This window comes from Vibrio lamellibrachiae (assembly GCF_050337265.1).
Lineage (GTDB): Bacteria > Pseudomonadota > Gammaproteobacteria > Enterobacterales > Vibrionaceae > Vibrio > Vibrio kyushuensis.
The window spans coordinates 443,301-459,334 of record NZ_JAKJSU010000006.1 but is presented as its reverse complement, the minus strand read 5'-3'; the positions used below and the strand labels follow the sequence as shown (position 1 = coordinate 459,334).

Genomic DNA, 16,034 nt, shown 5'->3' with positions numbered 1-16,034 from the left:
CTCTTAACGAGAAAGTCACTAAACGAAAGAACAATAATTATGACTACTCCCTTAACTGATATCCAAAAACGACTTCTAATCATTCTCTGTCTTGCACAGTTTACTATCTCAGCCGATATAGCTAACTTGTCCATTGCAACCTCTACACTTGTCTCTACATTCCAAACTGATATTTCAGCCATAAAAACACTGGGTACTATTCAGCCTTTAGTTGGCGCAGCGTTAATGTTGCCCGCAGGTCTAATAGGCTTATTCATTGGCTGGCGAGTCATGCTGATCGCAGGGGCTGTTATCGGATTCGTAGCGACACTTCTATTTGTTACTGCACCCAATGTTGGATTTGTTACTTTCTTAGCAAGGCCACTAACCGGCATATCCTCCGCTTTACTATTACCCGCCATTCTCGCGCTTGTTTCCGCGCGGTTCCCAGGTAAAAGTCGCGCCCTAGCCTTTGGGGTTCTCGCTGCCTCGGCTGGTTTAGCTGCCGCTGTGGTACCAATGACCAGTGGCTTTATGATGGATAATGCTTCTTGGTCCCTTCCCTTTATTTTCATTAGCGGCTTCTACTTACTCACGACGATTTTTGCTATTCGTGGTATCCCTCCTATTTGCACAGAGAGCCCTGAGTCTTTCGATTTTAAAGGGGTCGCACTAAGTTCTTCGGGAATAGTACTCGTAGTTCTTGGCCTGATAAAAGCACCAAGTTGGGGGTTAACGAAAGCAAACCTTAAGGCTGAAATTCCAACATGGTATACCGATATTACCCAAATAAGCCCATCGTTGATTTTGGTTCTGCTTGGTCTAGTATCACTATTTACTTTTTACTTTCAGCAACGACACCGAGAAAAAAATCAAAGAACGGCCTTACTGCCTACACATTGGTTGAAGAATACTCAGTGTGGATGCGGATTTTTACTGCTCGCCTTTATGTATATGATTTTAGGTGGAGTTAGTTTTACCATTATTACGTATTTACAAGTTGCCATTGCATTAAGTTCTTCTCACTCTGGCTTTATCATTCTCCTCTTTTCCATTTGTATGATTGCCTTCTCAGTCATCAGCCCAATTCTCTTCAAATCCAAATCACCTAGATTCTTATGCTCGACCGCTTTCATTGGTTTAGCATGCTCTGCGACTATCCTGATGCTTTCTAGCGGCGCCACTTACATACATGTACCTTTCTACTTCGGTATGCTGCTTACTGGTGCTTCAATGGGAGTATTGGCTTCGCAATGCCCTGCGATCATTACCAACGCTCTAGGTGAGGCGGACGCCGCTCAATCGAGTGGGTTACAAGCAACGATTCGTAACATTGGGCTCGTCCTAGGTATCTGTTTAATCGGTGGTACTCAACAATGGGCATTAGAGCATTCCGTTCGACAACACAGTGAACAGTCGAAAGAGATATTCCCACAGCACTTTGTCACCCAGATTAAGGAAAGCCCAACACTTCCTTACCTAGATGATATTAGAATTTCGAATATTGCAGACTCGTACGGCATGGACCACCAGCAAATAGACACCTTGCTTATTTTAAATGCGGACTCAAGGCTGACAAGCTTCCAAAGAGCATTAATGATGATGATATTTCTAGCCAGTTTAGGGGTAATCACTAGCACGCGATTAACGAAAGAAGTATAAGGCTACTTCTATGAGAAATAGTTACCCATAAGCGGATTAATAACAGAACCTATTACTCCGCTTATAATTTATTTAATAACAACTCTCGCTTATTATTCATACTCATCTTAATCTGCATTACTTCTATACTATCGATACTTTCAGCACTTATTACACCTCACTCTCACATCTCACCAATCCACCAATCCACCAATCCACCAATCCACCAATCCACCAATCCAGTTAAGTCTATGTGCTTACCGCTTAAAAGACATCGAGCAAGAATCCTATTCACATAGAACAGCGCAATGATAAATAACAAGTCAAATATCAGTCCAAACCACACTAACTACAACAAATAATATTAAACCGAATTAAATTAACATGTAAATAATTATAAAAAGTAGGTTTAAGGAAGATTTGATAAAGCCTCGCCCTCATCGATATTTAATTAACAAATGTATTTATATAATCATCACTTCAATATTAAGCACAACGACGTTAATACGTGGTGCTAAAAACTTTAAACCCACAGATTATTATTGAGAACGTATTTATGAAAATGGTAAAAGAAGTTGCAGCGTGCAGCGTTATCGGAACAGTGGTAATGGTCGGATACGGTATTGCTTGGAACTGGGTTACTGTAGAAAATGTCGGCATGGGTGCAATATCTGCATTGATCATGGCAGTTATTGTTAAACTCTCGGTGGCTTTCGAAAAAATCACTTCTGCCTTTTGTTTAAAACAAAAGTCTCTTGCTAAAGCAAAACGTGTGTTTACATCTTGGCTTATCTTAGTTGGGTCTAAAGTCGCAGCAATGGGCGCAATTGTTATATTGTTCGGTGAGCAAGTACAGTTTTCTGGCCCTGCAAGCGGTGTAGTAGCGTTTTATCTAACTATCATGTCAATACTTATTATCGAATCTCTACTAGGAAAAGCTATTAATAAACACAAATTAGACCCTATCACAGACTAAAATAATAAAGCACCTCCCCCTAATTCCCTGTTATGAATGTGACGCATAGCAGGGCTTTTTTTTGTGCGCTTCAACCTATCACCCAAACCCGAATAATTAAAACAGCTCAACATCACTACAGTCATCGTCTTTAGGTGCTTCTTCACTTGGTACCGTTAACATATCGGCATTTTCAATTTTATAGACTAACTCCTCTAACGTTCCTTTCATCTGGGTTAAATCATCTTTTGCAAACTCCATCCGTTTTAAACCCGATTTAAACAGTGCAGACAATGCTTCCTCTTGTTCATACGAAAGCCCTAGAAAGTGATAACTGGCATTCAACTCTTCATTTGATTCATTTAGGTTTTCCTCAGAGATAGCATCAAACTGATCAATACGAGTTGATACCTGCTGAGCCGTGTTCGCTATATCTTTAACGATGTCTAACATCATGTTTTGTCGTCTAATATCTTGATATTTAGCCTCTAACCCTTCAATAACAAAGGCATATATATCTCTAATTTGGCCAATTAATCGTTCATCGTCGGGAAGATTCTTGATAAGAACCGCACAGTTTTTATCATTAAAAATCAGCCTATTTCCAAACTGGAAAATGCGACCTTTCGTACGCAATAAATCAAAAATGTTACGCTCAATGGGGTTAACTACCCCTGTCTTATTGTCAAAGTAATGCTCTTCTCCATCGCGAACGACCATTGAGGTATGTAAATCCATTGAGTTCGCTGTCTGAAACACAGTAAAGCTAAGTTGTTCTACATACTGACAATAGGAAAGATTGCGGAAAAACTGCACAACAAGCCCATGTTGGCTGGCTTCCTTCATAAATTCTGTAGATGCCGATCTTGCCTCTTCGTAATCTGAGCGAAGTTTGTTTTTTTCAATTAAGTAGTTATCTATAACCCGCAACTTAGCCGTCAACTCTTGATATTCAAAAGGACGGACTAATACATCCGTAGCACCCACTTCATAGGCTTTTAATCGCTCATCCATTGAGGTGTTTTCTGTAATAAAAACCACAGCAAAGTCTTGGTAAGCTTCTAGTGACTTTAGACCTTTATAAAAATCAATGGTTGGCTCTTTGTTTAGATGGGTATCTAGCAAGACGATATGGGGTTGGTGCGTTTCAATGAGGTCCTGTGCGCAATTGAAGTTTGAGGCAACATCGACCTCGTAACTTCCTTTTAATTGCTCAACCATTTTATTGCAAAATTCAATATCTGACTCGATGATCAATAACTTATGTAAATCAACCATGACTTTTCCTATGCCAACTACGTTCTGGGTATCTCTTTTTTGTATATAAGAGATTTCTTTATTAGTTGAGTGTAGCAGTTGCTGTATTAGATCAAGGACTTTATGCGATCTTCACACAGTAACGTTCTTGTTTAATGGCTCCGTAGGTTTAATACTATATAAGCTTCATACTACATAAGTTTCATACGATATAAGCTTAACCCGACAAAAAAAGACCTAGCTCGAAAGCTAGGTCTTAACAGTATGTTCAGTAAAAGAAAGATTTACGCTTGAGTAAGCTCTGCCGTTTCTGCCTTTACTTGTACGTTGTGAATGCTCACTTCGCCACCAAGCATCGTTGCGTGAACTTTGATGTCTTTCACGAGTGTTTTGTCTACTGCTAATACGTCTTCATTTAAGATAGCCATGTCAGCAAGCTTACCGACTTCAATAGAGCCGATCATATGCTCTTGCTCCATCAGGTATGCGGCACCCATTGTAACAGCATGTAGTGCTTGCTCTGCTGTTAGACACTCATCTTCACCGTAAACAGTACCAGAGAATACACACTGACGATTCATAGCACCCCACATCATGAACAGTGGGTTAACTTGTGTTACTACATCGTCACAGTGAATAGAGAAAGGAACGCCTTTCTTAGCTGATGTTTGGAATGGGTTCAGTGTTTTAACGCGCTCTGGACCGACAGTTTGTGTTGCGTGAACATCACCCCAGAACGGGATGTGTGTACCAAATAGGTTATGAACAACACCCAGCTTGTTCATACGGTCCATCTGCTCTGGCGTTACCATTTGGTTGTGCTCTAAACAGTGGCGTACGTTTGGTTGCGGACACTCATTTTGCATGCGCTCAATTAGGTCAAGTAACTTAGTCGTACAACCTTCGCCATTACAGTGGAAAGAGATGCTATAACCTAATTTGTGTGCGTAGAACACATCGCTATACATCTTCTCATCATCGTATTGGAAGTGACCATTCTCTTTACCGTTGTAGTACTTTTCGCCTTCTTTCAGCGCTGCTGTGAAGCCTTGAATCGAACCATCCGTATTTAAATATTTAGTCTTAGTCGCAAATAGACGATCGTTACTTCCTGCTTTAAAGCCCGCTAGTTCTTCTTCGTTAAAGTTAGGTACTAATGGGTAAGCTGCCAGGCGAGATTTAAACATCGGCATTTGAGAAAGAGCTTGATAAAGCGGGTAAGGATTATGTGGAACACCCATGCCACAATCAGACATCGTTGTTACACCAAGGCGGCTTGTGCTGTCAGCGTATCCAACCATTGCAGCTACTGCATCTTCTGCTGTACCTAAGTTAAACGCACCAATTTTAACAGCACGTAAAATGTCTGGCATTTCCGCTACTTCACCCGTTAGGCGGGCATCTTTTTGAAATACAAATGCAGGGTTATCTTCAATACTAAAACCTGCTTTTTCTATTGCTACCGTATTATATACCGCTACGTGACACGAAGCGTGCATAAACATCACTGGTGAATCACTGCACAATGCATCTAGGAAATCACGGTCAACGGTCGTGCCATCTGTCATTAATAGAGGATCTAAACCCCATAAATTTAACCATTCACCTTTTTTGCCAGCTTCATTATGCTCAGCTACAAACTTTTCTACAGTCGTCACTAATTCATTTTTAGTAAGGCTAGCAGGAAGAATTTTACCACCACCTGCACTTCGTTCAATTTGGCCACCGTAGCCGAAAAGAGACGTAAATAGCGCAGCGCCTAGTGGGTGCATGTGAGCTTCAATGAAACCAGGGACGATGGTTTTGTCTTTAAACTCTTCATTCAAAGTGTATGTGATGGACTCGTTAGCAAGGAACGTTTCTGCTTGTTCAACTGTACCAACGAAAGAGATTTTTCCACCTTGAACTACAACCGCTTTTGCTACTGGCTGCTGTTCGTTAACCGTAATGAAATTACCCGTGTAAAGAACTGCATCTTCGTTGTATGCAAGGCCCGGCTTTAGGAAGGTTTGTGTTGTCATTTTTATGCTCCACGTATTTGTAGGATTCAATCAAAAACTTGATTGCATACACATTGCCATAGCCACGGCTACCGTCGAGAATTAACAAATGAAATTAAATGCTTAAAAATAATGAGGGCTAAATAATTATCAGTAAAAAAATATCAAAATAAAAATTAATACCGAGCTGAACGTTAACTCATTGAAAAAAGACCTAGCAACAACTAGGTCTTAGTTTCGTTATAAACGGAATTTTAATTAAGCTTGCGCAAGTTCCACTGTTTCAGCGTTTACTTGTGCTTTATGAACCGTCACATCACCTCCAAGCATCGTTGCGTGAACTTTGATATTTTTTACAAGCGTCTTATCCGCTGATAATACATCTTCATTTAAGATAGCCATGTCAGCAAGCTTACCAACTTCAATAGATCCGATCATGTGCTCTTGCTCCATTAAGTATGCTGCACCAAGCGTTACTGCGTGCAATGCTTGCTCTGCAGTTAGGCATTCATCTTCACCGTATACGTTACCGGAAAAAACACATTGGCGGTTCATCGCGCCCCACATCATGAACAACGGATTAACTTGTGTTACGACGTCATCACAGTGGATCGAGAAAGGAATACCTTTCTTCACTGATGTTTGAAATGGGTTCAGTGTTTTAACACGTTCTGGGCCTACTGTTTGAGTTGCATGTACATCACCCCAAAACGGAATATGAGTACCAAATAGGTTATGAACAACACCTAGCTTGTTCATGCGATCCATTTGCTCTGGCGTCACCATTTGGTTGTGCTCTAAACAGTGGCGAACATTTGGTTGAGGGCACTCATTTTGCATACGCTCAATCAGGTCAAGCAAAGCTTCCGTACAACCTTCACCATTACAGTGGAAAGATATGCTGTAACCTAGCTTATGGGCATAGAATACACTCTCATATGTTGTTTCCTTATCATATTGGAAATGGCCGTTTTCTTTGCCATTGTAGTACTTATCTCCTTCTTTCAGAACCGCAGTAAAGCCTTGTATTGAACCATCAGTAGGAATGTGCTTAGTTTTAGTTGCAAATAAGCGATCATTACTCAATGATTTAAATTCTTCTAATTCTTGATCTTTGAAATTAGGAACCAAAGGGTAAGCTGCCATTCGTGTCTTAAATATAGGCATCTTAGATAGCGCTTGATATAACGGGAAAGGGTTTATCGGCAATCCCATCCCGCAATCAGACATTGTCGTTACGCCAAGACGACTTGTGCTGTCAGCATAATCTATCATTGCAGAAATCGCATCTTCCGGTGTGCCTAGATCAAAAGCTCCAACTTTTACTGCTCGCATGATATCCGGCAACTCTGCTATTTCTCCTGTTAAGCGATCACCTTTACGGAATACGAAAGCAGGATTAAGCTCTAAACTAAATCCCGACTTTTCAATTGCTGCGGTGTTGAATACCGCTACATGACACGAGGCATGCATAAACATAATTGGGGAATCCATACAGATAGAATCTAGGAAATCACGATCTACAACCGTACCATCGGTAAGAAGAAGTGGATCTAACCCCCACAGATTTAGCCACTGGCCTTTTTTCCCTGAGCTATTGTGTTTGTTAACAAACTTATTGATTGTCGCTGTAAGCTCTTCTTTAGTTAAGCTCGCAGCTAGGATTTTCCCACCACCTGCCGTTCTTTCAATTTGGCCGCCATAACCGAAAAGAGCAGTAAATAAGGCAGCAGTGAGTGGGTGCATGTGAGCTTCAACGAAGCCAGGCACGACGGTTTTATCTTTGAACTCTTCATTCAAAGTGTACTCGATAGACTCATTGGAAAGGAATGTTTCAGCTTGTTCAACGGTACCAACGAAAGTGATTTTTCCACCTTGTACAACAATAGCGGACGCTTTTGGTTGCGCTTTATTTACAGTTACGAAGTTACCAGTATATAAAACAGCTTCTTGGCTTACTTCTAAACCTGGCTTTAAGAAAGGTTGTGTTGTCATTATTGGACCCATAGTTGTGTAGGATTAATAGTTTAAAACCATGATATGGGTTAATGATCGTTTCTTAAATTCGAATTAAACTAAAGGTGCATTCGAATATTTGAAACGATTAACGTATTTTTGGACGAGACAGTGAATAAAGATCCCTTAGCATCAATAGAACTTAAATCACTTAGAGTTCTGTCTGAGTTACTAAAAAATCATAATGTTACTGCGGTAGCATCAGTAATGGCGATGCAGCCTTCAAGCGTCACTTACCATTTAAATAAGCTTAGAGATAGCCTTTCTGACCCACTCTTTGTTCAAGTCGGAAGGCAATTAACGCCAACACAACGTGCATTGTCGCTTGAGCCTAAACTAGCGGTGTTATTTGCGGAAGTAGAGAATATAGTCAATGTTGAACTGTTTGAGCCGTATAAGATTCATCGCAACTTTCGAATTGCGATACAAGATATCGGTGCAGAAGTTTTACTTCCTATATTACTCAATAAATTAAGCGTACAAGCACCGCATATAACAATTGAAGTAATTAACTGGCCCAGTGATGTGGACCAGCAAATGCACGATGGCTCTATTGATATAGCCATTAACGCGATCGTGAACCTAAACACTCAGATACATGGCTATCAATTATGTAACGTACCATTGAGCCTTGTGACTAGAAAGAATCACCCGCTTGCGAGTGGCAACTATGATATCAGCGAAATTTTCGATTACCCACAAGTTCGTGTCGCCCCTACCGCATTAGGAGAGGGCCGTGTTGATCAGCTAGCGGAAAAGTTAGGTAAGCGCAGAAATATTGTCTTGTCTGCATCGACCTTCTCGGTATTATCTTCTGTTGTTAAGGGCTCTGATATCGTTGGTGTATTCTCTCATGGTGCTGCTCAACAGTTGGGTAAGCGAGATTTTTTCTATAAAAAAATTGATGAGATACCTGCTATTCCTCTGCACTGTTTCTGGCATCAACGAGTACATCACGAGGCCGATCACCAGTTCATTCGTGGACTTATCATAGAAATTTCACAAGAGTTCATTAAGAAAGGTGCTGAGTAGCCAATGCAAAGTAGACGCTAGCTATTTCAACAATGAGAAAATCAAATACTTACCACAATCTGGGTATCAATTACCTTTATAATGAAAATCTAACCTCTTTAAATTTGGATACTCAATGTCAAATAAGCTGAGTTCACTGCTGTTATTGCTTTCTTTATTTTGCGGTTTTTCCTTTTTTGCTGTTGCGTCAGAAAGAGCGGATATCGGTTGGGAAAAAGTATCACAAGGGGCTGTTCTCATCGACGTGAGAACCCCGGATGAATTCCAACAAGGTCACCTAGAGGGGGCATTGTTACGCCCCTTACAAGAAATTGATTCTTGGTACTCTAAGTTGCCAAAAGACACCGATATAGTGCTTTATTGTCGAAGTGGGCGTCGCTCTGGTGTCGCTTTCGATCACTTACAGTCATTAGGTTTTAGCCAAGTTCATAATGCTGGCGGTTATCAAGAGATGCTTCAAAGTAAACCATAATATTGGACCTATAAGATCGCTAACTCTGATTAAAACGCCCAAAGATTGTCATGACTTTCAAGACAGTATTACTGGCGCAAGGCACTGACTCGTTACAATAAGCCTCTATACACTGTCTGCCTCTAGACACACGATCATGTGGAGGCAGTAATGAGCCGGTATCTATTTGTTATTCTAGTGCTTCTCGCAGCAGGGTGTTCATCAAGATCCAACATCAGTAATTCAGCGGTTTCAGAAGGAATAGGCGAGAAACGCCCGCCCTACTCTCTGGCTAACAAAGCTCAACGTCCTATTAAATCTGACACCTTAATTTTAGTTAGCTTTTCTGGAGGAGGAACCCGCGCAGCAGCTCTCTCATATGGTGTATTAAAAGGGCTTAATGACCTGCATACTCATGATTCAACACTGCTTGAGCATGTCTCTGTTATAAGTTCAGTATCAGGAGGCAGTTTTACCGCAGCCTATTATGGTGTTCATGGCGATGAGATTTTTCAACGCTATGAACAGGACTTCTTATATAAAGATGTCTCTAAGGGATTAATTGATATTCTATTGAGTCCAAGTTATTGGTTCTCAAGATTAGATAGAAGCACTGCTGCAGCCAATTACTACCACAATGAACTGTTTGAAAAGGCAACATTTTCGGATATATCTCAAGACGGCCCTATGATCATCATTAACGCGACTGATCTGGGTGGCGGAGTCCGCTTCTCCTTTGTTCAGGAGTATTTTGATTTAATATGCAGTGACATCAATGAGTACTCAGTATCTAAAGCGGTCACAGCGTCCTCCGCTGTTCCCTTCATTTTCCAACCTGTCGTCTTAGAAAACCACTCTGGATGCGATTCTCAATTCAACCTTAGCTACAACGACACGACATACGAATCTGATAACTCTACCTACTTGCATTCAACTAAATCAGGATTAGCCAGCTATTCAGATAAAGAAGCGAGACCCTATATCCATTTAGTAGACGGTGGTATTACTGATAATCTTGGGGTCTTAGCACTCTATGATGTAGTTGAGACACAATTAACCTCCTTTGAACACTTGGAGTCTGCAATAAACAATATTGTCATCATTTCCGTTGATGCCTCTACAAAACCAAATTGGACGATTGATCAATCACCCAACAAGCCCACTACAGCCAATACTTTTGGGGCCATCACGGATATCCAACTCCATCGATATAATGACCTGAGCAAGCGCCTAATCGATGAACGGCTACAGCAGTGGGAGCAAAAATCGAGCAATCGAACGACACATTTTGTTGATATTAATCTACTTGATGCACATGATAGGGAGTCCATGTTTGCAATCCCGACTGATTTTTCATTAGAAAAGCAGCAAGTCGATGCTCTTATTCAGCACGGATACCAAGCAGTAATGAGCAATAAAACGCTCGGCAATCTATTCACTCAATAACCTTGAATTCCCGATACAGGGTAATCAAGTACAACCATTAGAGGAAATATGAATTATTTAGAAGGTGTCTTACACATCGAATCATTTTTGGCCGTGACACTTGGGATCATCGTTCTCTTTATCGGTCGAAGACTTACCCAATCTAGTTACTATCTCAGAGAGTTCAGTATTCCTGAGCCTGTCTCTGGTGGTATTTTAGTTTCTGTACTCTTTGCGGTTTTACATTATGTAACCCAAGTGGATATTAGCTTTGATCTTGCGGCTCGTGACTTATTACTCGTCTACTTTTTTACCACTATTGGTATCAATGCGAGCCTATCTGACTTATTCAAGGGCGGTAAGCCATTGATTATTTTGCTCGTCATTACCATCGGTTACATGATGATTCAAAACCTTACGGGTATTGGTATCGCGACGCTACTGGGCCAGCCTGAAGCATTTGGTTTACTGAGTGGCAGTATTTCACTTATTGGTGGGCATGGCACCGCAATCGCTTGGTCGCCAAGAGTCGGAGAACTGTTCGATTTAGACACCGCGATGGAAATCGGTATAGCCAGTGCAACCTTCGGTCTCATTCTAGCGAGCTTGATGGGTGGACCTATTGCTAAGTTTCTCATCAAACGACATAACCTAAAAGCCAACCCAGATGAAGCGCCTGATGTCGGCACCGACCAAGCTAAGCCTCAGCCACAAATCAATGCCTATGACTTCCTAGATGCAGTATTAGCGATTCATGTTTGTATCATTTTAGGTGCAGTACTTAACGAAGTTATCGATTCATTTGGGCTTCAACTACCTTTATTTGTTAGCTGTTTGTTCGCAGGTATCTTAATTTCAAACCTTATCCCTAAATCTTACCCTAGACTCACCGGAACTCGCTGGCCTTCTCGCCAACCCGCTGTTGCACTCATAGCTGATATTGCGTTGGGTTCATTTTTAGCGATGTCTTTGATGAGTATGCAACTTTGGGTATTGATCGACTTGGCAGGGCCTATTTTTGTGATTCTTTTTGCCCAATTTGTTATCGCCATCTCTATCGCGATATTCGTCATATTCCCATTAATGGGAAAGACTTATGACGCAGCAGTTATTTGTTCAGGATTTGGGGGAATCTCATTAGGTTCTACGCCAACAGCTATGGCAAACATGTCTGCAGTGACACAAAAATACGGTAATTCCCATCAAGCATTTATCATTGTTCCACTCGTTTGTGCCTTCTTTATCGACCTTGCTAACGCGTTTATGATCCCTTATTTCATCAATATCATATCTTAATAACCACGCTATACACCTTGTATGATATTTGTCTTATACAAGGTGTACTTTCCCATAATAAATACACATAAAACACAGCTACTCATCATCACTGCTTCTATAATCGAAAATACCAATCTCTGTTATAGGCAAAGCCGTCTTTTACTTATCTCCATTTGACATTAATCTAAGCTCAAAGATGAACAGTTAAGTGCGTTAAATCAACAATTTGGCGAATAGTTAAACCGATTAATCGAATATCGATCTCGCCTAACAAATACGAGTTTGATTCTGAGCTAATTTAAAGTTTAAGCACTAAATTAATAGTGGTTCATATAACAATACACACTCAGTCACTTTTGAAATCACACTGTAACTATGAAGGAATTAATTCATGAGTAAGAAGTTAACTACAGCAGCAGGCTGCCCTGTTGCACACAACCAGAACGTTATGACAGCAGGACCACGTGGCCCTCAACTTTTACAAGATGTTTGGTTTTTAGAGAAGCTCGCTCATTTTGATCGTGAAGTGATTCCAGAACGCCGTATGCACGCTAAAGGCTCTGGTGCTTACGGTAAATTTACCGTCACTAACGATATTTCTAAGTACAGCCGAGCAAAAATTTTCTCTGAAGTCGGCAAAGAAACAGAGCTGTTTGCTCGTTTCACAACAGTCGCTGGCGAACGCGGTGCAGCCGATGCCGAGCGTGATATTCGTGGCTTTGCATTAAAATTCTACACGGAAGAAGGTAACTGGGACCTTGTTGGTAACAACACTCCGGTATTCTTCCTACGTGACCCACTAAAATTCCCAGACCTTAACCACGCGGTTAAACGTGACCCTCGCACTAACATGCGTAGCGCTACCAACAACTGGGATTTCTGGACATCACTGCCTGAAGCATTCCACCAAGTTACGATTGTAATGAGTGACCGTGGTATTCCTGCTACTTATCGTCACATGCACGGCTTTGGTAGCCACACGTTCAGCTTTATCAATTCTGATAATGAGCGTTACTGGGTGAAATTCCACTTCAAATCTCAGCAAGGTATTAAGAACCTGACTGACCAAGAAGCTCAAGAAATCTGCGGTAAAGATCGTGAAAGCCACCACCGTGATCTGTATGACAGCATTGAAAACAAAGACTTCCCGAAATGGAAAATGTACGTTCAGATCATGCCTGAGCTGGAAGCGGAGAAAGTGAATTTCAACCCGTTTGATTTAACGCGTGTTTGGTCTCAAAAAGACTACCCGTTAATTGAAGTCGGTGAGTTTGAACTAAACCGTAACCCTGAGAACTTCTACGCAGAAGTCGAGCAATCAGCCTTTAACCCAGGTGCAGTCGTTCCTGGTATTGGTTTCTCTCCGGACAAAATGTTGCAAGGTCGTCTGTTTGCTTACGGTGATGCACAGCGTTACCGCTTGGGTGTTAACCACCATCAAATCCCTGTTAACGCGCCACGTTGCCCAGTAAACAGCTACCACCGTGATGGCGCAATGCGTGTAGACGGTAACTTTGGCTCAACGATCGGTTATGAGCCAAACCACAAGCAAGAGTGGCAGGAGCAACCTGATTACTCTGAGCCACCAATGAAGATCTCTGGCGATGCTGACCACTACGATCATCAGGTTGAAGACGATTACTTCACTCAAGCGGGTGACCTATTCCGCCTAATGACGGCAGATCAGCGCCAAGTATTATTGGAAAACACGGCTCGTTCACTCGATGGAGTGCCTGAGTTTATTCAACAGCGTCACGTTGATCATGCTTATCAAGCTGATGAGGCGTATGGCAAAGGGTTAGAAACTCTACTAGGCTTGTAAGAACAACAAAAAAGCGAGGCGCTAAGACGCCTCGCACATTCCTCAACCGTCACTGGAAGGTCTATTATGAAAAACTTATCTTTCTTCAAACTATTTGATACAACTGAACTTTTTATTTTCTACTGATTGGTTTCAGTGAGTAGGTGGTCATAATTCAAAGCCAATAGAACGTTAATCTATTGATAGTTCACTTATGTTATTTGTGGCCAACTCATATCGAAACTCCTTACCCATCAATTCATAAACATTGAATCGCACTGTATTCCAGTTTTCGTCGAAATTATATTCAAACACACTGTCTCCTGTGGCTAGACTCTGAGTCAACGTCCACTCTGTTGCATAGCCAGACATACCATTGCCAAAGTCTTTGTATGGTGCATCCGTCGGGACTCGATAAGGAACAGTCGAGACTTTCATCATTCCATTTTGAATACTCGTCGGTGCTGATAGTTTGCTCTGAAAGTAGCCAGCATGAATGAATCGACTTTCGGCGTTTGGGTTTCCATAAGAGCCAAACTTTGTATCTCTATCCGCATCTTGCCACGAGTCCACCACCTCTTCTCGGTTATTGAGATGCTCTTTCATTGATGGGTCGTTGGTCATGATCATGGCCTCTTCACCCCGATAAATGTTGATACCCTCTTGATCCAATTCGATAACGGCGCGGTCACCGCTTTTATCTGTGATTGACCAATGTAGCTTGATATCCATTGGCATTCCGTCAAGGGAGACGTGACCAAGGTTAAGTAAAGGGATTGTAGTGACAGCCTCTTCCACGGAGGCATAATTTGCCACTATGTATTCACCAAAAACGAATTGGCTGATACTTGATGGCTTACTAGCTGGTTTCATTGTCATCGGGTTATAAAAAAGACTGTTAACCTGTAGCCCTTCGCTGTTCATACCATCATGCATGAGATCGCCATACGCAAGTATTGCCACAATGTCATATTTCACAATGTAAGAATCACCGTTCCCATAACCTTGGGTAGAGCGCTCAGCGCCTTTTAATATACTCGATAGTGCAGGTTGCGTGGCTTCTACCCAATCATTTGTTCGCGAGGTAAACGTACCTAACTCCGTATTCCAAGCTACAGATGTACAAGCGTGAACAATTGATGCGCTGCCTAACGAGGCAAGTAATGCGATTGTTGCTAATTTAATCTTCATATGCTGCTCCTATAAGTTCAGCATCAGATTAATCGAACACAACCTCACATAACACTCACTTACCGATGATTAAACCCTCATAACGTTTGGAATGTTGACAAAGGCTCTCTGTAATCGCTTTTCTCACAGGCCCACTTTCTGAATGGTTCATAAACCAAATTGCCAGCGGATATCTAAGTTGAGTATTTAGCTCTTCAACAGATATTTGTACAAGCTCGCCAGATTCGATTTCAGATTGGACAGCATGAACAGGGGCGATTGCCCACCCTTCTCCAATTTTTAGTAACTCAATCAACACGCTCATTGTTTCAATTCGCTCAATGATCGACGAGACCTGCATCGTGCGCTCAATATCCGAATAGTAGTAGTCTTCCAACAGTAACTGACGACTCGTTTTCACGTCTCGCACACTGATTTTTTTGCTTCCAAAGTTAAAAAACGTAGGAGAAGCAACAACGGTAAAGGGCATGCTCAATAAATGTATATAATCTCTCGCCGATGCACCTCTGCTAGTGGCGTCGATAAGCACAATACCCATGTCCGCTTCCCCAGATTTCAATGCACTCTTCACTTCGTCTTTACTTCTGTGTAGCCAATGTATATTCGCGTGCGGGTACTGCTTTCGAACATCCTGAACTGTGGAGGAAATTAAGCTTACTGGCATCAATCCGGTATGGTAGATACGGATATCACTCTCGACCCCTGCTTCCATCGTCTGACATAAACTTTCAAATGCAGTGGAATTGTCATGGAGTGTTTTGGCATGAGTAAAAAGTGCCTCCCCTTGCTCTGTCAAGCTTGGAAACTTTCCTTCTCGGTCAAACAACGTCATATTAATTTCAATTTCAAGGTTATTAATAACCTGTCCTAGCGTTGTTCTATGCTTTCCTAGCCTACGAGCAGCTGCGCTAAAAGAACCCGCTTCTGCAACGGTAACAAACGCTCTAATCTGTTCATAACTGATATTCATATGAGGATCTAACCCTACAAACCTGATTTATATATGAG

The 16,034-nt window shown here is 41.6% G+C and carries 12 protein-coding genes; 7 read left to right on the top strand and 5 right to left on the bottom strand.

From position 1 onward, the window contains the following. Positions 1-39 precede the first annotated feature (39 nt). Positions 40-1,641 (top strand): MFS transporter, encoded by a 1,602-nt coding sequence (locus tag L4C54_RS11220; protein ID WP_428808239.1) that lies wholly within the window; start codon positions 40-42, stop codon positions 1,639-1,641. Positions 1,642-2,176: 535 nt separating this feature from the next. After that, positions 2,177-2,596: a hypothetical protein gene (locus L4C54_RS11215; RefSeq protein WP_428808238.1), complete on the top strand. Its 420-nt coding sequence runs from the start codon at positions 2,177-2,179 to the stop codon at positions 2,594-2,596. 96 nt (positions 2,597-2,692) lie between these two features. Here the strand turns inward: L4C54_RS11215 and L4C54_RS11210 are convergent, their stop codons facing one another. The 3 genes from L4C54_RS11210 to L4C54_RS11200 all read right to left on the bottom strand — a co-directional run bounded on the left by L4C54_RS11210 (position 2,693) and on the right by L4C54_RS11200 (position 7,827). Beyond that, the gene (locus tag L4C54_RS11210) at positions 2,693-3,853 is read right to left on the bottom strand and encodes a response regulator (protein WP_428808237.1); all 1,161 of its coding nucleotides are present in this window, start codon (positions 3,851-3,853) and stop codon (positions 2,693-2,695) included. Between the two features lie 263 nt (positions 3,854-4,116). Next, positions 4,117-5,853 carry an amidohydrolase gene (locus L4C54_RS11205; RefSeq protein WP_428808236.1) on the bottom strand — a complete coding sequence of 579 codons (1,737 nt, stop codon included), beginning with the start codon at positions 5,851-5,853 and terminating at the stop codon, positions 4,117-4,119. A gap of 237 nt (positions 5,854-6,090) precedes the next feature. Next, positions 6,091-7,827 carry an amidohydrolase gene (locus L4C54_RS11200; protein WP_428808235.1) on the bottom strand — a complete coding sequence of 579 codons (1,737 nt, stop codon included), beginning with the start codon at positions 7,825-7,827 and terminating at the stop codon, positions 6,091-6,093. Between the two features lie 132 nt (positions 7,828-7,959). On the opposite strand from L4C54_RS11200, the gene L4C54_RS11195 reads away from it, so the two are divergent. The 5 genes from L4C54_RS11195 (at position 7,960) to katE2 (ending at position 13,856) form a co-directional block, all read left to right on the top strand. After that, positions 7,960-8,880: a LysR family transcriptional regulator gene (locus L4C54_RS11195; RefSeq protein ID WP_428808234.1), complete on the top strand. Its 921-nt coding sequence runs from the start codon at positions 7,960-7,962 to the stop codon at positions 8,878-8,880. A 115-nt stretch (positions 8,881-8,995) separates the two neighbouring features. After that, the gene (locus tag L4C54_RS11190) at positions 8,996-9,352 is read left to right on the top strand and encodes a rhodanese-like domain-containing protein (RefSeq protein WP_428808233.1); all 357 of its coding nucleotides are present in this window, start codon (positions 8,996-8,998) and stop codon (positions 9,350-9,352) included. Positions 9,353-9,502: 150 nt separating this feature from the next. Next, positions 9,503-10,777, top strand: coding sequence for a patatin-like phospholipase family protein (locus L4C54_RS11185; protein ID WP_428808232.1), 1,275 nt, complete (start codon positions 9,503-9,505; stop codon positions 10,775-10,777). Between the two features lie 48 nt (positions 10,778-10,825). After that, complete coding sequence (gene gltS, locus L4C54_RS11180) at positions 10,826-12,052, top strand: sodium/glutamate symporter (RefSeq protein WP_428808231.1); 1,227 nt, start codon at positions 10,826-10,828, stop codon at positions 12,050-12,052. A 373-nt stretch (positions 12,053-12,425) separates the two neighbouring features. Continuing rightward, entirely contained in the window at positions 12,426-13,856 is a 1,431-nt protein-coding gene (gene katE2 / locus L4C54_RS11175; RefSeq protein ID WP_428808230.1) for a catalase KatE2, read from the top strand. 171 nt (positions 13,857-14,027) lie between these two features. On the opposite strand, the gene L4C54_RS11170 is transcribed toward katE2, so the two are convergent. Together L4C54_RS11170 and L4C54_RS11165 are read right to left on the bottom strand one after the other, a co-directional pair. Beyond that, on the bottom strand, positions 14,028-15,026 hold the full coding sequence (locus L4C54_RS11170; protein ID WP_428808229.1) for a linear amide C-N hydrolase: 999 nt from the start codon (positions 15,024-15,026) through the stop codon (positions 14,028-14,030). Between the two features lie 55 nt (positions 15,027-15,081). Further along, positions 15,082-15,996: a LysR family transcriptional regulator gene (locus tag L4C54_RS11165; RefSeq protein ID WP_428808228.1), complete on the bottom strand. Its 915-nt coding sequence runs from the start codon at positions 15,994-15,996 to the stop codon at positions 15,082-15,084. Positions 15,997-16,034 lie beyond the last annotated feature (38 nt).